This is a genomic window from Neokomagataea anthophila (genome assembly GCF_018122595.1).
Classification (GTDB): Bacteria; Pseudomonadota; Alphaproteobacteria; order Acetobacterales; family Acetobacteraceae; genus Gluconobacter; species Gluconobacter anthophilus.
Genome location: NZ_JAGRQH010000002.1, coordinates 58,544 through 76,424, shown reverse-complemented (window position 1 = coordinate 76,424; position 17,881 = coordinate 58,544). Strand labels below are relative to the sequence as shown.

19 protein-coding genes are annotated in these 17,881 nt (G+C 55.5%); 11 read left to right on the top strand and 8 right to left on the bottom strand.

The features are described 5' to 3' along the window. Nucleotides 1-46: 46 nt before the first annotated feature. The 5 genes from lptG to KB213_RS03200 are packed head-to-tail and all read right to left on the bottom strand — an operon-like array spanning nt 47 to nt 4,738. Nucleotides 47-1,234 (bottom strand): LPS export ABC transporter permease LptG, encoded by a 1,188-nt coding sequence (lptG, locus tag KB213_RS03220; protein WP_211680641.1) that lies wholly within the window; start codon nt 1,232-1,234, stop codon nt 47-49. After that, nucleotides 1,231-2,376, bottom strand: coding sequence for an LPS export ABC transporter permease LptF (lptF, locus tag KB213_RS03215; RefSeq protein WP_211680640.1), 1,146 nt, complete (start codon nt 2,374-2,376; stop codon nt 1,231-1,233). Before lptF ends, lptG begins: the two co-directional genes overlap by 4 nt. Nucleotides 2,377-2,429: 53 nt before the next feature. Then, a complete protein-coding gene (locus KB213_RS03210; RefSeq protein ID WP_211680639.1) occupies nt 2,430-2,936 on the bottom strand; it encodes a hypothetical protein in 507 nt (168 codons plus the stop codon). 27 nt (nt 2,937-2,963) lie between these two features. Further along, entirely contained in the window at nt 2,964-3,953 is a 990-nt protein-coding gene (locus KB213_RS03205; protein ID WP_211680638.1) for an L-threonylcarbamoyladenylate synthase, read from the bottom strand. Continuing rightward, nucleotides 3,950-4,738, bottom strand: coding sequence for a 3'(2'),5'-bisphosphate nucleotidase CysQ family protein (locus tag KB213_RS03200; RefSeq protein WP_211680637.1), 789 nt, complete (start codon nt 4,736-4,738; stop codon nt 3,950-3,952). Before KB213_RS03200 ends, KB213_RS03205 begins: the two co-directional genes overlap by 4 nt. Before the next feature lie 159 nt (nt 4,739-4,897). On the opposite strand from KB213_RS03200, the gene KB213_RS03195 reads away from it, so the two are divergent. From KB213_RS03195 to KB213_RS03150, 10 genes are all read left to right on the top strand, one after another. Then, a complete protein-coding gene (locus tag KB213_RS03195) occupies nt 4,898-6,361 on the top strand; it encodes a leucyl aminopeptidase (protein ID WP_211680636.1) in 1,464 nt (487 codons plus the stop codon). A gap of 2 nt (nt 6,362-6,363) precedes the next feature. Further along, nucleotides 6,364-6,819, top strand: coding sequence for a DNA polymerase III subunit chi (locus KB213_RS03190; protein ID WP_211680635.1), 456 nt, complete (start codon nt 6,364-6,366; stop codon nt 6,817-6,819). 71 nt (nt 6,820-6,890) lie between these two features. After that, nucleotides 6,891-7,736, top strand: coding sequence for an aldo/keto reductase (locus KB213_RS03185; protein WP_211680634.1), 846 nt, complete (start codon nt 6,891-6,893; stop codon nt 7,734-7,736). A 60-nt stretch (nt 7,737-7,796) separates the two neighbouring features. Continuing rightward, complete coding sequence (locus KB213_RS03180; RefSeq protein ID WP_211680633.1) at nt 7,797-9,092, top strand: hypothetical protein; 1,296 nt, start codon at nt 7,797-7,799, stop codon at nt 9,090-9,092. Next, a complete protein-coding gene (locus KB213_RS03175) occupies nt 9,089-9,985 on the top strand; it encodes a hypothetical protein (protein WP_211680632.1) in 897 nt (298 codons plus the stop codon). The genes KB213_RS03180 and KB213_RS03175 overlap by 4 nt, the downstream gene beginning before the upstream one ends. Further along, on the top strand, nt 9,982-10,509 hold the full coding sequence (locus tag KB213_RS03170; RefSeq protein WP_211680631.1) for a hypothetical protein: 528 nt from the start codon (nt 9,982-9,984) through the stop codon (nt 10,507-10,509). The genes KB213_RS03175 and KB213_RS03170 overlap by 4 nt, the downstream gene beginning before the upstream one ends. Further along, nucleotides 10,506-11,636, top strand: coding sequence for a hypothetical protein (locus tag KB213_RS03165; RefSeq protein ID WP_211680630.1), 1,131 nt, complete (start codon nt 10,506-10,508; stop codon nt 11,634-11,636). Before KB213_RS03170 ends, KB213_RS03165 begins: the two co-directional genes overlap by 4 nt. Then, on the top strand, nt 11,633-13,099 hold the full coding sequence (locus KB213_RS03160; protein ID WP_211680629.1) for an NADH-quinone oxidoreductase subunit D-related protein: 1,467 nt from the start codon (nt 11,633-11,635) through the stop codon (nt 13,097-13,099). The genes KB213_RS03165 and KB213_RS03160 overlap by 4 nt, the downstream gene beginning before the upstream one ends. Beyond that, a complete protein-coding gene (locus KB213_RS03155; protein ID WP_211680628.1) occupies nt 13,096-13,578 on the top strand; it encodes an NADH-quinone oxidoreductase subunit B family protein in 483 nt (160 codons plus the stop codon). Before KB213_RS03160 ends, KB213_RS03155 begins: the two co-directional genes overlap by 4 nt. Nucleotides 13,579-13,700: 122 nt before the next feature. Beyond that, nucleotides 13,701-14,636 carry an ROK family protein gene (locus KB213_RS03150; protein ID WP_211680627.1) on the top strand — a complete coding sequence of 312 codons (936 nt, stop codon included), beginning with the start codon at nt 13,701-13,703 and terminating at the stop codon, nt 14,634-14,636. 137 nt (nt 14,637-14,773) lie between these two features. Here the strand turns inward: KB213_RS03150 and KB213_RS03145 are convergent, their stop codons facing one another. The 3 genes from KB213_RS03145 to KB213_RS03135 are packed head-to-tail and all read right to left on the bottom strand — an operon-like array spanning nt 14,774 to nt 17,102. Further along, complete coding sequence (locus KB213_RS03145; RefSeq protein ID WP_370664293.1) at nt 14,774-15,643, bottom strand: CDP-alcohol phosphatidyltransferase family protein; 870 nt, start codon at nt 15,641-15,643, stop codon at nt 14,774-14,776. 23 nt (nt 15,644-15,666) lie between these two features. Then, nucleotides 15,667-16,344 carry a phosphatidylserine decarboxylase gene (locus KB213_RS03140; protein WP_211680626.1) on the bottom strand — a complete coding sequence of 226 codons (678 nt, stop codon included), beginning with the start codon at nt 16,342-16,344 and terminating at the stop codon, nt 15,667-15,669. 32 nt (nt 16,345-16,376) lie between these two features. Continuing rightward, entirely contained in the window at nt 16,377-17,102 is a 726-nt protein-coding gene (locus KB213_RS03135) for a class I SAM-dependent methyltransferase (RefSeq protein ID WP_211680625.1), read from the bottom strand. 41 nt (nt 17,103-17,143) lie between these two features. Between KB213_RS03135 and gloB the strand changes: the two genes are divergently transcribed. Beyond that, on the top strand, nt 17,144-17,845 hold the full coding sequence (gene gloB / locus KB213_RS03130; RefSeq protein ID WP_346266657.1) for a hydroxyacylglutathione hydrolase: 702 nt from the start codon (nt 17,144-17,146) through the stop codon (nt 17,843-17,845). Nucleotides 17,846-17,881 lie beyond the last annotated feature (36 nt).

Genomic DNA, 17,881 nt, shown 5'->3' with positions numbered 1-17,881 from the left:
TTGCGCACGAAATCCTGCTTCTTGTCTTGCCCGCGGGGCGACGCCATTAACCATCCTCCATGTACAGCAAGAGTGCAAGAGCGAGGCAAAGACCTGCGCCCGTGGGTGCCCATGCTGCGAGTACCGGCGGCAGTGCACCGGATTCACCGAATTTTTCTGCGACCTTTGAAATCGTAAACAAAGCAAAGCCCGCTGCAACCCCTGACCCCAACATTCGTGCGACACCGCCGCGACGTGTCGGGCGCATGGAGAACCCTGCTGATACCAATGCCATGGTTCCAGCTAGAATAGGAAGAGCTAGTAGTGACTGTAAATGCAGTCTGTGGCGTATCGACGGAAAACCTGAGCGCTCCATGAGGTGAATGAAGCTAGGGAGAGCGAACACAGAGAGCGTATCAGGGGAGGCAAAGCTTTCTTGAATGCGCGATATGGTCAGGTCTGACGTGAGGGATAACGTACCAATAGGTGTGGGGAGGTGATCTGGCCGTAATGAGACGGCATTTTGGAAGCGCCATTCGTTGTTCAGGAGGGTCGCTTCTGGGGCTTCGACCCGTACAATGAGCGCGTCATGCGTATCGAGACGAAATAACGTAACGCCGTGTAAGACGAGCTTTTGATGTGACAGCTCAACATCCTGGCCGTGTAGGATGGCAACGCCGTGCTTCGTGAGGGTGTCATCGGCTTGGCGTAACCAGAGCGAGCCACTTTTGAGGGTCAGGGAACTGCCGCCTGTGCGAAGGTAAGTTTGGTCGAGCTGTTCTGCTTTGCGATAAAACGTTGAGGAGAGGTATGAGACGCCTGTCGTGGTCACAATACCCATGAACAGCGCACAAGCGAGGGGGCTGGCAAGGAACTGCCATGCCGAGATCCCGGCGGCACGTGCAACGATGAGTTCGGATGAGCGCGTCAGCCGGAAAAAACAAATAATACCGCCCAAGAGAATGCCAAAAGGCAGCACATAAATCAGGTAAAAAGGGATATGCAGTGCGGCGATTTCTAAAGCGAGTGCGCTTGGAGAGGCGGGGTGTGCGGCAACGCGGCGGAGTAGGTCAATAAAGTCAAACAGGGAGACAAGCCCTGTGAGGGCTAAGATGGTGCCTACTGTGCTGAAGGTGAACACGCGCGCAATGTAAATGGCGAGTGTGGTTGAAAAACCGGATTGCCCCTCTTCCCCTGTAATGAGGTTGCGCGCTGCTTCTAATAAATGGCGTGTCGTACGGGCGAGAGATGTCATGAAGGCCGGTTCCCGGAGCGACGGAATGAAAAGCTCAGGCTATCGCCAGCGCGTGCGAGGAGACCGAAACCGATGAGGCCCGGTAATAAGCTTTGTAGCCAGATGAGCGGTGTTAGTCCCGGTGTACGGTTTGCCAGATTTTGCACAATCAAGGAGAGTGCGAGGAGGCCGACAACGGTGAAAATCGCGGTGAGGGGGCGTGTGATGTTCCCATGGCGTGAGAAGGCGCCGCGCAAGACAGCGACCAAGGCGATCATCGCGTAGGAAAAGACACTGAAGGGGGTGGTGAGACGGTGCGTCGCTTCAGCTAGAAATTTTGTATGTTCGGGGCGGCCATCAGAATGGAGTAATTGTAAGAGAGAAAGCTCTTCCGCAGTGCGGTCTAGATGTGTGCTTTTTTTGGCGGAAGCGAGTTCAATAGTGTTGCGCCCAAAGGTTAGGACGTTGAGGCGGCCTGTTTTGTGGTCAATTTGTTGGCGTGAGCCATTGTAGAGCACAACGCGTGGTAGATCATTGACCATGATGACTGCGCCGCGCTCTGCGAGAACGGTAGCATGCGTTTTCGGGTCACGGTCATCCTCGATGAGGACGCCTTGTAATTGACCGCTGGCATCGCGTGAGCGGACGTAGACTGTGAGATTATTGCCGACGGATGTAAAAACGCCTTCCTCAATCAGCAATGCGGCGACGCGGTTCGTAATCGCCATTTGTTTTTTGCGGAACGCGTAGTCAGAGGCTGGAACGAGCCATAGCGTCAGCAGAAAACTGATGAGTACAACGGCGCTGGCACAGAGAATACCGGGGCGTGCCAGTTCTAAGGGAGAGCGGCCAGCGGCTTTCATAACCGTTAATTCGCGGTCCTGCGCCATACGCTGATACGCAAATAAAATCACTAAAAACGTTGATATCGGCAGGATAACGGTGAGCAGATTGGGCAGCAAAAGGCCCGTTAGCTCAATAAAGACCGTTAGTGATAGGCCGTGTTGCACAATAACAGGAATAAAGTGCAGGGACTGGATCAGCCATATCAAGGCAACGGCACCACCAGAGAGCGCACAAAGTGCGACGGTGAGTTGCCGCAGAACATAGCGGTCAAGGAGCGGGGGGCTGTAGCGCAGGGATGAACCCTTGGAAATGGCCATGCTTCCGTCTAGCGGTCAGGGACGTTTGGGGGAAGCCCAAAACGCGTTGTGCCTTAGCGGAAATAGAGTGGGCGTGGGTGTATTGGTGTTGCAGTTAGGGTGTGAATAATTTCTGCCCCGGCGATTCCGAGCAATAGTCCGAATAATGCGGTTACGATTAATGTGGTCTTGGGCCATGCGAAGGGCGAGGATTTGTCAGAGAGGGCATGACGAAGGTGGGTGTTCTCTTGCTTGGCATTATGCAGCGCCGTGCGGAGGGCTTCGTTCTGGCGCGCAGTTCGATACATGTTTTCGTCAGCTTTTTGGAGGCGTTGTGTGAGTTGAGTAATGTGGCGCTGGGTATGGGGTGGGTCACCAACGGTATGGATAAGGTGTGTGAAAAGGTTTTTGAGGGCGCCGCCTGTTATGTTGCTTCGTGTTGCGCGCTGTTTGAGTGCGTTGAGGGCATTCTCTGATGTGCCGCTCTGTTCATCTAAAACTAATGCGAGGATGTCCGAGAGAATTTTTGTTTCGCGTGGGTCAAGTTGAGGGGAGCCCGAATCGGGGCGATGTGTCGACATGGCTCTGACGAGCTCCCGTTATGATGATTATGAGCGCGGTTCTGATGCGCGGCGCAGACGGTCACGAATAGCGAGGCCAAGGCCGTGTCGTGGTATCGTCTGGGCGGCAATACGGGTAAGGCCGCGGCGGGCACCTTCCGCATCAAGGAAGCGTAAACCCGCAAAAAGACGCGCTGCGGCTTCTTCCAGATTGCCTTGCTCACTGAGATTCCACGTTAAGGCGGCGGGAGGGGCTTCTGGTCCGAAGGCTAGCAAGGCTTCGCGTGGCTCAACGGTGGTTGCATCCAGTCTGACGGGCAGTTCTGGAGCGTAATGTGAGGCGAGGCGACCCGGAGAGCTTGGTAGAAGGTCAGCGAAGTCATCCGGGTGGGCAACCTTGCCGCAGATGGCGGTGAGTTCTTCAAGGGTAATGCCGCCGGGACGAAGTAGGGTGGGTGTCTCGCGGGTAAGATCCAAGACGGTGCTTTCAACACCGACGGAGCATGGACCTGAATCTAAGACAGCATCAATGCGGCCCCCAAGTGAACGCAGCACATGGAATGCGTCTGATGGGCTGACAGTGCCTGAGAGGTTGGCGGAGGGAGCAGCTACGGGGGCATTGACAGCGCGGAGCAAAGCGCGGGCCGTTTGTCCGCGTGGAACGCGCAGGGCGATGCTGTCAAGGCCCGCCGCTGTCAGGTCGGAAATGCTGGAGGAGCGGGCACGGGGCAGCACAAGGGTCAGTGGGCCCGGCCAGAAGGCATCAGCGAGTTTGTGCGCGAGTTCTTGGATTGGCCCTTGGAGGTCCGCTTGAGCCAAGGCGCTGTCGGCATCGGCGAAATGGCTGATCAGCGGGTTGAACTTTGGGCGGCCTTTGGCTGCAAAGATACGGGCAACGGCTTGGTCAGAGGATGCAAGGGCACCTAGACCGTAAACGGTTTCCGTCCCGAAAGCGACGAGGCGCCCTTCACGGATCAGGGAGGCGGCGTGTTCGATACCAGCAGGTGTGGCGTAGAGATGTTCTGTATGCAGTGTCATGCGGTGCGGCCCAAGCAGTAAAAAGCGGGGTTGCATCGGCCGGGCTTACCATAACGTAGGGGCGTATTATTTGCCTCTAGGAGTTGGCCGCCAGCGGCTTCAAGGATGGCTTGTGGTGCGGCGGTATCCCATTCCATGGTGGGGCCAAAGCGCGGATAAAAGTCCGCTTCGCCTTCAGCAACACGCATGAATTTAACGGATGATGCCATTTTGGTGAGAGAAAGAACGCTTCGGCCATTGAGCCAGCGTTCTAAAAGAGCGGGGTCCCCATGATGGCTGGATGCGAGGACGCGTAGTCCATCGGGAGAGGCAATAGCGGCTTGAATAGGTGTTGTCTCTCCGTGTTCAGTACGGAACGCACCGAGATTTTTGCCGCCAGTATAGAGCGTTCCATAACCGGGCAGGGCTACGGCGCCGAGCGCCGGGCTGTCTCCGCGGATAAGGCCGATATTGACGGTGAAGTCTTTGCCTCCACTTGCGAAGCCGCGCGTGCCGTCCAGCGGGTCAATGAGCCAATAGCTTTGTGTGGCCTCGGGTTGTGTGCCTGCTGCGAATTCTTCTTCACTGATGGCGGCAATGTCGGGGCATGCTGCACGTAAATGGGAAAGAATATGGCGCTCTGCGGCGGTATCCGCTTCGGTGACAACGGATCGGTCCGCTTTAAGCTCGGTATGAAATCCGCGTGCACGGATGGTATTGATAATGTCTCCGGCTTCTTGAGCCAAGCGCGCGGCGAGGTTCAGCAAAGAGCGGTCGTCGTCAGGGGCAATCCGAGGTGTTGTCATGATGTTACGCTAGCGCATGAGCGGCACTCCGTCATGGGGGAAACGGGGCTTAGACGCAGAAAGGTGATCTTTCTTTGTGACTTGCCTCTTGTGCGCGGAGGGGCGCTCTCCGATAACGGGCAGGATTATTGAAGACAAACGTTTTGGAGATTGGTCATTATGCTCGACGTATCTTTTGTTCCCTCATTGGCTCTTGATGACGCGACGCCTCGTGCGGTTGCGTTCTTGTGTGCATCAGCATCCCCAGAAGATTTGAAGAGCTTGGATGCGCTGTGTGGCGGTGCTGTCCTGCGTGCTGTTGCGCAAAAAGAGTTCTGCGGCGATGTGGGGCAAGTGTTGTCGTTAGTGGCACCGTCTCCGGCGTTTACGCAGTTGGTACTGGTTGGTGCAGCTGAGAAGGGCGCGTCTAAGGTTGCTGCGACGGGAATGGAGCAAGCAGGTGCGGCGGCTGTTCGTGCGCTGGAAGGCGTTGAAGATGCCGTGTTGATGCTGGCGCCGGGTCTTGAAAAATTTGCTCCAGAAGCAGCGCTTGGTGCGGTGTTGGGGGCATATAGCTTCACGGCATATCGTACGAAGAATGTGCCAAAGAAGGTTCTGGCGCGTGTTGACGTTGTGGCTGATGATGCGGCAGCAGCACGTTGGGCTGATCTGAATGCCGTGGGTCGTGGCGTCTCTTTGGCGCGTGATCTGGTGAATGAACCAGCGAATGTTCTGAACCCAGTGACGTTTGCTGACCGTATTGTTGAGCTAGAAGAGCACGGTCTGAAAGTTGAAGTGCTGGACGAGCAAGCTATGGCCGAGCTGGGCTTTGGCGCTCTGTTGGGTGTGGCGCAGGGCAGTGCAACGCCACCGCGTTTGGTTATCATGCGACATGACGGCGGTGGTGATGAAGCACCGCTTGCTTTCGTGGGTAAGGGCGTCACCTTCGATAGCGGCGGGATTTCTATCAAGCCAGCGGCTGGCATGGATGAGATGAAGGCTGATATGGGCGGTGCTGCGGCGGTGGTTGGCCTGCTTTCAACGCTGGCGCAGCGTAAGGCGAAGGTGAACGCCATTGGTGTTGTGGGGCTTGTGGAGAATATGGTCTCCGGCACGGCGCAGCGCCCGGGTGATGTGGTGATGAGCCATAGCGGTCAGACCATTGAAGTGCTGAACACGGATGCGGAAGGCCGCTTGGTGCTGGCGGATGCCCTCTCTTATACAAAGGAGCGCTTTGACCCACGTGTGATTGTTAATCTTGCTACGCTGACCGGGGCGATTGTTGTCAGCCTTGGCACGGAGCATGCCGGGTTGTTCAGTAATAATGACGGCTTGGCCGCTGCGCTTGCGGGTGCGGGAACAAGTGTGGATGAAAAGCTGTGGCGTATGCCGATGGGCGCAGCTTACGATAAGCAGATTGATACCGATATTGCCGATATGAAGAATATTGGTGGCCGTCCGGGCAGTGCTATTTTGGCAGCATGTTTCTTGCAGCGCTTTGTTGGAAAGACGGCGTGGGCGCATTTAGATATTGCGGGTACGGCGTATAAGAGCAAGGCTGAAGCGGTCACACCGAAGGGCGCAACTGGCTTTGGCGTGCGTTTGTTGGACCGCTATGTGCGGGACCTTGAAGCACAAGGCTAACGATGTCTTCAGCTGTTGAGATTGGGTTTTATCACCTCACACGTACGACGCTGGATCAGGTCTTGCCGACATTGCTCGGTAAGACCTTAGAGGTGGGAGAGCGTGCTGTTGTGTGTTGTTCGAGCGCAGAACAGGTCTCGGCGCTGGATGCTGCTTTATGGGCGGTAAAAGAGCCTGTATGGCTGCCGCATGGCACGGAAAAAATGGGCCATGCGGCATGGCAGCCTATCTGGTTAACGGCAGGTGTTGACGTACCGAATGGGGCAAAGTTTTTGTTCCGTATTGATGGTGCTGGGCCGGAGTCCTTAGAGCCTTTTACACGTGTTTTTGATGTGTTTGATGGGCATGATGAGCCACAAGTGCAGCGTGCTCGCCAGCGTTGGAAAACTCTTAAAAATGCGGGCCATCGTCTTGTCTATTGGAAGCAGGGCGAGCGAGGTTGGGCCAAGGCGGGCTAAGATGTTGCTTTTGTCCCGTTATGAACGGGCGTAGCGTTGGGCATATTCTTGTATGCGTAGAGGGATGCCCAATGAAGACCGTAACATTTCGCAATGGCGTCACGGTTCCTGCTCTTGGAATGGGGACGTGGAACGTCGGCGATACGCGCGCACAACGACATAATGAAATTGAGAGTTTGCGGGCGGGTCTTGAAGCCGGTTTGCGGGTCATTGATACGGCAGAAATGTATGGTTCTGGCCGGTCGGAAGCGCTGGTCGGGGAAGCTGTTGCAGATTGCCGCGATGATGTCTTTTTGGTCAGTAAAGTTTTGCCGTCGAATGCGTCTTATGAAGGGGCTCTGAAGGCGTGCCAGCGTTCGTTGCGTTATCTTGGGGTGGAGCGTTTAGACCTCTATTTATTGCATTGGGTCGGAGGGGAGCCTCTGGACGAAACGATCCGTGCTTTTGAAGCGTTAAAGCAAGATGGTTTGATCGGCGCGTGGGGCGTGTCCAACTTTGATGTTGATGACATGGAAGAGGTCCATGCCTTGTCTGAGCACTGTGTGGCCAATCAGATTTTATATAGTTTGGAGCATCGGGGGGTAGAGTTCGATCTATTGCCGTATGACCGGCAAGAAGGTGTGGTGACCATGGCCTATTCTCCGTTGGGGCAAGGTGGGGCTTTGTTGCGGCATCCGGCCTTGGCTCAGGTGGCGGCACGGCATGAAACCTCTCTTGGACCAGCAACGGCGGCGCAAATTGCTTTGGCCTTTGTTTTGAACAGAGACAATGTCTTAGCTATTCCAAAGGCGGGTCAGGTTGAACATGTGCGGCTCAACTTGGCTGCGCAGGAGATTGTTTTGCAAGTAGAGGACCTTGCTGTGTTGGAACGTGCTTTCCCTGCGCCGCGCCGCAAGCTATCTCTCGCAATGATTTGACAAGCTTGGCATGAGGCCAGCTGTAACAGACTGGGTACGGGTGGCGTTCTGACGGCTTTCATGGATTTTATAACCCGCGATGCGGTGTCTTATTGCTTGGCGGCACCTGGCTTGTGCGCCGCATTGGGTGATGTTCGACGTGCTCGTGGGGTATTGTTGTTGCTGTGCGTGGTGGGGGTAGGAGTGTTCACTTCGCCCCTTTTGGCTGCGTTATTGCTGGGGATTGTGACGGCGTTTGGAGCATCTGGTGCACCGCCGTGGTGGCAAGTCATCGCTTTAGTGTTGTTGGTGTTGTTGCCCGGCCAAGTGTGGGGCTGTGTGGCAGTTTTGCCGGTTTTCTTTTGGCCTTGGCTGGCAGGTGAGAAGGCCACCACGCGTGCGGCGTTATCACGTGAAGGAAGCGTTGCGCCGTGTATGGCGGCCTTAGCGGCGCTTGTGGTGTGGCATGGGGCAGCTTCTGCTCCGCTTTGTGCCGTGCTGCTTTGTTGTGCGATGGCGGTTTTGTTGGTTCTGCGTACGGTGCAGGGCGTGGTGACTGATTTTGCGGCGGCGGGCATGGTGCGTCCCGCGCTTTTAGTGGCGTTGGCTGCGGCGGCTCAGCATGAAGGGTTGGATCAGGCGGGGCAAGGGGCCATCATTGCTGCGGTGCTGGATTTGGCGGTCCAATGGCTGCGTTCATGGCCAGTGAAATTTTTATCGGTTGCTTATGCATTGGCGGCGCCTTTTCCACCTATGCCGGGATTTATTGTGTTGTGGGTAGGTGTGCATGCCGCGTTGAACTTGGCTGCAGCAGCTTCTGGTTGGGCGGTTCCCGCAATGCTGTGTGCGTTGGTTCTAGGGGCTTTGGCTGTGCTGGAATTGTGGCATGTATGCCGTACGCCACGCCAGAGTGATGCTGTCTCAATGATCGAAGTCGGGAAAGCAGCGGGTTTATTACTGGGGCTGACGGCGGCGTTAGTTTTGATCCAAAAATATGCCTTAGGGGGAAGTAGTGTGCCATTTGCCTCTTTAGGCGGTGGGGATGGTGCGTTTTTGCGCCTTGGATCTATCGCACTGTTTTTATGTCTTTTTTATTGGGTGATTGTACGACGAGGGCGCGGCCAGACCTTTCTAGGGCATGGGTTGGTCTTCCCGCGCGGGGCGATTTTTCCTTTGAGGCGTTATACGGTCCCTTGGAGTTGGCGGCGTTGTATCGTGGTGGTGCGCAAGGTGGTGCGTGATGTTGCAGCGCTGGGTGGGCGTGGTGGTGCGCGTTTGTCTTCTGTTGGGCCTGCGCTTCGGGAAGGTGGGGCCTCTCTTGGTTGGTGGCTGGTGGTCCTAACAATTATTCTTGCTGTGTTGGGAGTGCAGGCATGATCAGCGCATATGTGCTTCCGGTTTTGTCTTCTGTCGTACAATGCGCTGTTTTTATGCTGTGTTTGCCGTGGTTTCAGTGGTGTTTGCGTGATGCTCCGCGTTGGATCGCTGGGGAAGCCGTGGCGGGACCGCAGTGGCGGGGGTTTTGGCAAAGCTGGCGGATGATGTGGCGTAAGCGCTTGTCTACCTTGCAAGCTTTTGCGTTGGCCGGAGCGTGTGTTTCGTTCTTATCATTGCCGATGCTGAGCAGTGTGCATGGTTTTGCGGGCATGGCTGATCCGTTGTTTTTGGGTAGTTTTTTGTTGGCCGGTCGTTTGGCGTTGGGTGTGTGGGGTGTTTGGTTTGGTGCGCCACAGGTGAGTGCAACGGCGCTGCGGCGTGAATGGCGTGCTGCGGGTTTGGGGTTGATGATTTTAGGGGTGATTGAGGCGCTTATTGCGCTGACTGCTCCGGGAAGTGATGGGCTGGCCGGGCTGTGTGCCAATTTGGAAGTAGAGCCTGTACCGGGGTTAGAGGGAGCACTGGCCTGTGCGGCTATGGCGTTGGCTGTTATGTGCCCACCGTTGAGAGCAATGCCGCCGGGGCGTGGTCTTTTAGAGGGCGCGCCAATGCTGCGTTTGGAAGCTGATATGGCGCGGCATGTGGCTGTCTTGTTGGATGGGGCATGGTTGTTGTTATTGGTTGATTTGGGGTTGCCGGGACTGATTGGGCAGCCTGATGACACATTGTGGTCGTGGGGAGCGGCATTCTTAGGGTTTGTTGTGCGGTTAGGAATAGGTTTGGGGGTATTTGCTGTATTGCGTTTAACCCAGCAGGAACGTTCAGGCCGCATTGCCATTTTGTTTATTGGGATGGCGTTGTTGTTGGCGCTTTCGGGAAGGGCGGCAACGTGATTTTGTGTTTTGGTTTCCTCCTTTTGGTGGCGCTGGCGAGTATCGGGCGCGATGGGAGAAGTTTGCCTCTTTATGGTGTGATGTGTGCTTTGGCCGGGGGCACGGTGAGTACGGGGGTTCTGTGGTTATCCGCCGCGGTGGCTATTCTTATGCTGACAGTAGGAATGTGGCGGTGGTTGCAGCAATTTGCGCCGCATCGCCCCGGGCGTGAGGCTGCGGGGCCGGTTGTTGGTGCCATGTTCTTATTGCTCGCTCTTGGGTTGAGTGGGGCGTCGGTAGGGCTGGCTGCGACATTGGCGACCGGTGTGGTGCTAGCGGGGTTATGTGGCGCGGTGAGTGGCCCCGTTTTGGTACAATTTTCCGGCTGTATTCGTGCGGTGTCTGGGCTTTTGGTGTTGGCTTGTGTGCTGCATTCATGGGTGTTTTTGTGTGCGGCTATAGCATTATCTGGTGTGTTCGTCGTGTTTGGCTTGGTGCTGCTGCCGCGCTTAGCGTGGCGCCGCGTTGAGGAGGAAGTGGCGTGATCCATCCGGGGCAAGCGAGTGTATTATTCGCGGTTACGTTATGGCCGTGGCTGGCTGCGCTTTTGCTGTATTTAACGCCGTCTGACCGTCGGTTTCCTGCAGCGATGACGTTTGCACTCGCGGGGGGAGTATTAACACCTTTTGCTGTGTGGTTATTGCCCGGTAGTGATCCGTTCTCTGCGGCGTGCTCATGTTTGGTCGCGCTGGTTCCTGCGTTGCTGCTGCACAGCGGTGATGAGAAAAATGTACAAAGTGGCATGGTGTTGTCGTTTGCTGTGACGGGGTGTGCATTGCAGGCGTTGAATGTGCGCGATGTTTTTGCTGTTACGGCGCTGTGCGGGGTGGGGTTTGTGCTCTCAGCATGGAGGGCAGCACGCCGCGCGCAGCGTGCATCTTTTGTATGGGATATGACACGTAGCCGTTTGGCTGGTGTGGTGGTGGCTGCTTTAGGGGCTGCCTGGCTGACCTTGGGGCGACAAGCTGGGGCTGATGTTCTTTCAGGTAATGGGGGAATGTTGGGCAGTGTTTTTCTGGCAGCTGGGCTTGGAATGATGGCGGGTCTTGGGCCCGCTCCTGTGCCAGAAGAGCATGATGATATGGCAGAGAACCTGCTGGAAATTGCTCTGCGTTTTGCGGCTATTGCGCTTATTTGGCGTCTTAATACGGTACCTGTTGTGCGGGATATTGTGCTTGCTGCGGGGTTTGTCACGTTATTGATGATGGGAATACGCCGAACACAGAGCATTGTGGGGCTGTTGAGTGGCGTGATCGGGCTTGCTGCTGTGGCGGCAGCTTTTGGTGCGGGGAATGCTGTTGTGTTGTTGTGTTTGGCGGCTTTGGGTTTGGCTGTTGGACAGCGTTGGGTCAGGGTGGAACGTTTGCTGCAATTCGGGGCTGGGGTGCCGCCATCTCCAGTTTTTGTGGCGTTGTTAGCAATGGGTTTGGCGTTGCCTGTGATGTGGTTTGTGGCGGTGATGGTCTTGTGGTTGCCAGCGTTATGGCGCGTGGGAAAAGAGCGTTATGCTGTTGGGGCATGGATGGACCGCTTTGAGTTGGGGGTGATCCTGATAGGGGTTGCGGGGTTGTGTGTATTGCAATGGCATCCTGAACCGGTGTGGAAGCCATGATTCCGCTGTCTTATATGGGGCGTTTGGTCCGCGGTGGTGAGCGGTTGTCTTATGGGCATTATGCTGTAGATGCGCCAACGTGGCAGGCATTGTGGCATACCTCTGAAGTTGCATTGCCGATGCTCTCTTTTTGGGCGGATGAACAACGGGCTTATGGGCTTTTCTTAGAGGGAGATCAGCCTCTTTTGGTGAGTACGGCCATTGATGACAAGCGTTATGTTGGCCCATCACAGCGCTATCCCGTAGCAGAATGGGGAGAGCGCGTTGCTTTTGATCTGTATGGTGTGGAGGCCATGGAGGTGCCGGGTGATGGCCGTTCTGCGCTTGATGGTGGGGCGTGGGATATTACCTGGCCGTTGTCGCAGCGTCCCGGGCCGGGCGGTAGTCATGGTGGGACAGCTACAGCCTCGAAGGCTCCATTATGGATTGATGGTAATGGGGTAACGGGTGTTTTTGGGCTGGTGCCTGATATGCAGCAAGGCGGTATTCGGGCGGAGCAGTGTGAGTCTGGGCTAGGCCATCGTGGGGTGATAGCTCAGATTTTAGGGCGTACGCCTGATGAGGCGATGGGACTTGTCAGTAGGATGTCTGCTGGTGGGTATGTGGCATATCCTTTGGCGTTGGCACGTGCGCTCATGCAGGCTGAGGGGCGGCGTATTGAGCCTGCTATTCGAGATGGTTGGATGATTTTGCTCGAAATTGAGCGTGTTTCAGTTCATTTGCATGATGTGATGTTAACGGCGCGTGGGGTAGATGCGGGTATCTTGGCTGTGCATTGCACGCATGCGCGTGAGGCGTTGGCGCGTGTCTGTGCAGAGAATGGTGCCACGCGGCGTTTGACGGATATGATCCATAAAAACGGGTATCGGCGCGGGGTGGAAATTGTTCCTTTAGCGCAGGCTGTGTTGCGTGAGATGAAGCCACGCCTTTCTAAATTGGCGCTTTTGGTTGATGTTTATGCTCCGCGTTTGGCGGGATTGGCTATTCTGCCGGTAGAGATAGCGCGTGGATTGGCGATTGGCGGCCCAGTGGGGCGCAGCAGTGGCCGCAGTTTAGATCTGCGGCGTGCTGAGAATGGAATGCGCTTGGATGCCTTACGGGCGACGGGTTCCAGTGCAGGTGATGCGCGGGCGCGTCAAGCGGTGCGTATGACCGAAATTTTTGACGCTTTACGTTTGATCGAGCGCATTTTGGGAAGTTTTGGGCTTGGTGATGCTGATGAGGCTTATCCCACCATACCCAATGTTACGGACCAAGAGGGGATAGGTGCGGCAGAATCTGCACGTGGTGATGTGTGGGCATGGGTACGCCTGAGGGATGGCCGAGTTGACGCCGTACATATGCGTGACCCGGCTGTACCATTACTAGCGGGGCTTGGGCGTATCATGAAGGATGTAGAGGTTGCGACGATGCCGCTTGCCTTACGGTCTTTAGGGGTATCGACGGCTGGGGTGGCGCAATGAAAAGCCGCACAATCAGTTTAGTAGAAGCATTTTTGGATGTACGACGTTGGCGGATGCGTTCTGGCGTTTCAGACGAGCGTACACAATTGCCGATAGGGCTTTATTTTTTAGAAACAGGAAGTTGTGAAGGTTGTGCCATGGAGTTGGATGCTCTGTGTGGTGGTGCATATGCTTTGGAACAGAATGGCTTTCGGCGCGTTTTGCAGCCTGAAGATGCAGACTGGCTGTTAGTGACGGGGGCGGTATCGCGCCGTTGTGCAGAGCGGTTGGATCAGGTGTGGCGTGCGATGCCGGCAGGAAGGTCGTTAATTGCGATTGGTCGGTGTGCAGTAGATGGCGGGCCGTTTGCTGGGGGATATGCCACATTAGGCGGGCTGGCAGGATTAACGCGTGTACAGCGTTCTGTGCCGGGATGTCCGCCGGAGCCAGCCGCAATTTTGGCTGCATTGGTCGCATTCCGGGAGGGGAAAGCAGCATAGTCGCGGTAATTTGTCCGGCAAAAATGCTTTCCAGCCCTTTCAGAGTGCACCAGATCGTCGCATAAGCGGCATGTGTTTTTTTACCAACCGACGTTTGGACCTTTCAGGTAACGGGGTACACGATGGCTGATTATCGTCTTGGCATCGATCTTGGTGGAACGAAGATCGAGATTGCAGCGCTTAACCGACAGGGTGATTTGGTCCTGCGTGAGCGCATTCCTAATCCGGGTGTTTATCCCGAAATGGTTCTGGCTATTCGTGATTTGGTCGCGGGTGTGGACCACCGTCTTGGCTCTGTTCCGAGCCATCGCGTGTCGGCTGGGCAGCATACCTCTACTTTGGGGATTGGTATTCCGGGGTCTATTTCTCCGGAAACTGGCTTGATCAAAAATGCGAATGCAACCTGGTTGAACAATCAGCCTTTTGGTCAGGATTTAGAGTCTGCTTTGGCCCGCCCTGTGCGGACAGAAAATGACGCGAATTGCTTTGCCTTGTCCGAAGCTGCGGATGGTGCAGGGAAAGGTGCGACAACGGTTTTTGGTATCATTGTCGGCACAGGCATGGGCTCCGGCATTGTAAACCGTGGGCGTGTGTTGGAAGGGCAGCATCATATTGCGGGTGAGTGGGGGCATATTCCACTGCCATGGCCAGCGCCTGAAGATCAGCCGGCACGCACCTGTTTTTGTGGCAATACCGGCTGTATGGAGCGGTATTTATGCGGTCCAGCTTTAGCTGCGGACTGGTTGGGGGAAGGTAACCGTAATACGGCTGGTATTGAAGATGCCGCGAAGAACGGTGACCAAGCAGCGATTGATGCTCTGAACCGCTATATGGAGCGTTTTGCACGCGCTTGTGCGCTTGCAATTAACTTCCTTGACCCGAACGTGATTGTTGTCGGTGGTGGGATTTCAAACCTGAAGTCACTGTATGAGCGTGTGCCGCCGCTGTTGGCGAAGCATGTGATTACTCCAACCTGCACAACGCCTATCGTGAAGAATATTCACGGTGATAGCTCTGGCGTGCGTGGTGCAGCGTGGCTGTGGGATGTGACTGAGTAAGAACGCGTTCGGCGGGGTTTGATGGCCCCGCTTCCACCTGCTGAGGTTTGCTTTCAGCAGAGAGATGACCGTGGGTCTATTATGTGGGCGCGTTGATTGCTTTTGCGCTCATATGTTGAGTGCCAACGCCCGCAGAATTATGCGGGCGTTTCATCATCAATACGTTCACTCATTTCTTCTGCGGCTTGACGTAAGCGGCGGTAGGAGCGTTGTGAAAACGGCATCATGATGATGTAGAGCACGCCAGCGCCTGCGAGTGCTCCCCAAGGGTCAGCGACCAGAAAGCCTGTATAAAGCCCTGTTCCGAGTAGGAGGGGTAAGACAAAGCGTGATGGGACTTTAAAGTTTTTAAAAGACCATACGGGCACGGTTGAAACGAGCAAAATCCCGGTGAATGCAAGGCATAATGCCGAGACCATGGGAGAGTGCGCGAAGGCTGCCAAGCTCGGTATTTTTAGGCGGTCCGCTTCTAAGCCCAAAAAAATGGGGAATAGGACAATGCCCGCGCCAGCAGGTGCAGGAACGCCAGTGAAGAAGTTGGCGGAATAGTCCGGCTTATCGTCATCATCGAGGGCAGCGTTAAAGCGGGCTAAGCGCAGTGCCATGCAGACGGTGAACATCATGCAGGGAATGAAGGCGTAGCGTCCCGCATTTTCAAGGGACCACATGAGCAATGCAAAAGAAGGTGCTACGCCGAAACAAACGAAGTCTGACAAGCTATCAAACTCGGCACCAAAGCGTGATGTGCCGCGGAGAAGACGGGCAATGCGGCCGTCCAGTCCATCAATGCACGCGGCGATAAGCAGGGCAATCGCGGCTTTTTGGAAGTTATGCTCCAGTGCAAAGCGCATGCCGCTTAAGCCGGAGCAGAGCCCTAACATGGTTAAAATGTTAGGGATGAGACGGTTAAAAGACGGGCCGCGCACACGCACGCGTGCAGGACGCCCCATGCGGCGGAGGCGACGGCGGATGCGCCGTTTCTGGCGTGGGGTTTGTGTATCGTGCATGGGCGCGGCGGCGTCCTGTTTCATTATAAGCGGGCGAGGACGGTTTCACCGCCGGTCATGGTTTGGCCTTTTTCGACCAAGGGTTCGATTCCTGCTGGCAGGTATACATCGGTGCGTGAACCGAAGCGAATTAGGCCAAAGCGTTCACCCGCTTCGACGGCATCCCCTTCGTCGACGAAGCACAGAATGCGGCGCGCAATCAGGCCTGCAATCTGGACCACGCCGATATTGCGGCCATCAGCTAAGGTGAGGCGTAATTCATTACGTTCGTTATGCTCGGAGGCCTTGTCGAGGCTGGCATTTAGGAATTTGCCTGCGTGATAGGCAACTTTCGTGACCTTACCGGCGGCTGGCATGCGGTTAATATGTACGTCCAGAACAGAGAGGAAGATGGATACGCGCCAGACTGGTGTGTTTCCCATTTCCAATGCTGTTGGTGGTGCGACGAGAGAAATGCCCGTAACGCGGCCATCTGCAGGGGCAATGACCAAGCTATCATCTTGTGGCGGGAAGCGGTTCGGGTCCCGGAAGAAGTAGAGGCAGAATGCTGAGAAAGCGAGGCCCGCTTTGCCGAGAGCGCGTGTGCAGCGCCAAGGCGTCAGGCGACCAAGAAGTGCAACGGCTGCACCTGCTGCGAGGAAGGGGGTCGCGGCGCGATGCGGGGGCGACAGGACGAGCTTAAAAGATTGGATCAAAGACATAGGTCACTCTTTGGCGTTGCTGAGCGGGTGGGTCAAGACGCGGAAGGATCCTGTTGGCTCCATGCTGCGGCGGTAATCTGTCGGGCCGAGGGCACAGCTTTGTGCGATACGGCTAATGGAAGGCCAGCGTACAGGTTCTTGCGCACGACGAGAAGATGCAGGCCAGCACAGGGCGAAGGCAGGTAAGGGGCTAGGTATTCTATCATACGGCCAGAACTGTGGGTGAGCATGCAGGGGGGCGCGATGAGGGTTGAACGTTTATAGTCTGTTTTAAAAAGATTTTGCGTAAGAAGGCGTTGAATTTGTTGAGTGCTGAAGGGTGTGCCGTGCCCGAAGGGTGTTCGGTCCGAATGAGCCCAAAGCCCTGAACGGTTGGGAATGACGAGGATGAGGTGGCCGTCATCGCGCAGGCTTTTCCATAAGGCGCGGAGAAGCTCTGAGGGGGATGGTGCAAATTCGAGGGCATGTACCGCAAGAATAAGAGGCACGGAGCAGTCATCGAAAGGAAGTCGTGTTGTATCGACGATGCAGTGTTTTTGGCCTGCTTCTTGGTGAGATGGGGGTGTGAGATGTGCGAAAATCGTGTTGTCAGGCAAAGCACGCCGATAGGGGGTGGCATGGCCAAGTGCGATGGCCTGTTGGCAGGGTGGAAAAGGTAAAGACTTGATGTGCCGTTGGAGTAGGGTTTGTACCCTTTGTCCAACCGGGGTCCTATAAAACGCAGAAATATCCGGGGTGTGGAGCCTGTTTGTCTGCATACGCTTTATGTAGCGTTTTACGGTGGGGAAAGGAAATAATCATGTCTTACAATGTGCAGGGAATTCCTGTTTTAAGTGATAATTATGCATGGCTAGTAACGTGCCCTGAGGGGCAAAGGGTTTTGATTGATCCTGGCTCTGCGGAAGAGTGCGCAAAGGTTTTGGCAGATGGGCATCTCGATTGGATTTTATTGACGCATCATCACGCTGATCATGTGGGGGGCACGGATGCGCTGCGTAAGCGGTATGGGGCCCGTGTGATTGGCGCCGAAGCACCAGCTATGCCGCGATTGGATACAATTATACGCGGTGGAGAGACGTTAGAACTAGCGGGTTTGACTGTGCAGGTTTTGGCCACGCCGGGGCATGCTGTTGGGCATGTTTCGTATGTTGTGCCACAGGTTCCAGCGCTATTTTGTGGTGATGTGTTGTTTAGTGCTGGGTGTGGGCGCCTGCTTGAGGGGACGGCTGCGGAGTTGTTCGCGAGTATTGGTCAGTTTGAGGCACTACCCGGTGAGACATGGGTGTGTGCTGGGCATGAATATACGGAATCAAATGTTCGTTTTGCGCGCCGGGTAGATCCCGAAAATGCGGCTTTAGAAGCGTATGAAGCAGAAGTACTGCGCCTTAGAGCAGAGGGGCATGCAACTTTGCCGGTGCGTTTGGTTAGTGAGCGATTAATCCTTTTGTGCGCGCAAAAACGGTTGAGGAATTTGCTGCGTTACGGCGGGCTAAAGATGTGAGTTGAAGAAGGTTACGGGGTTTTTAGTGCCCAGACA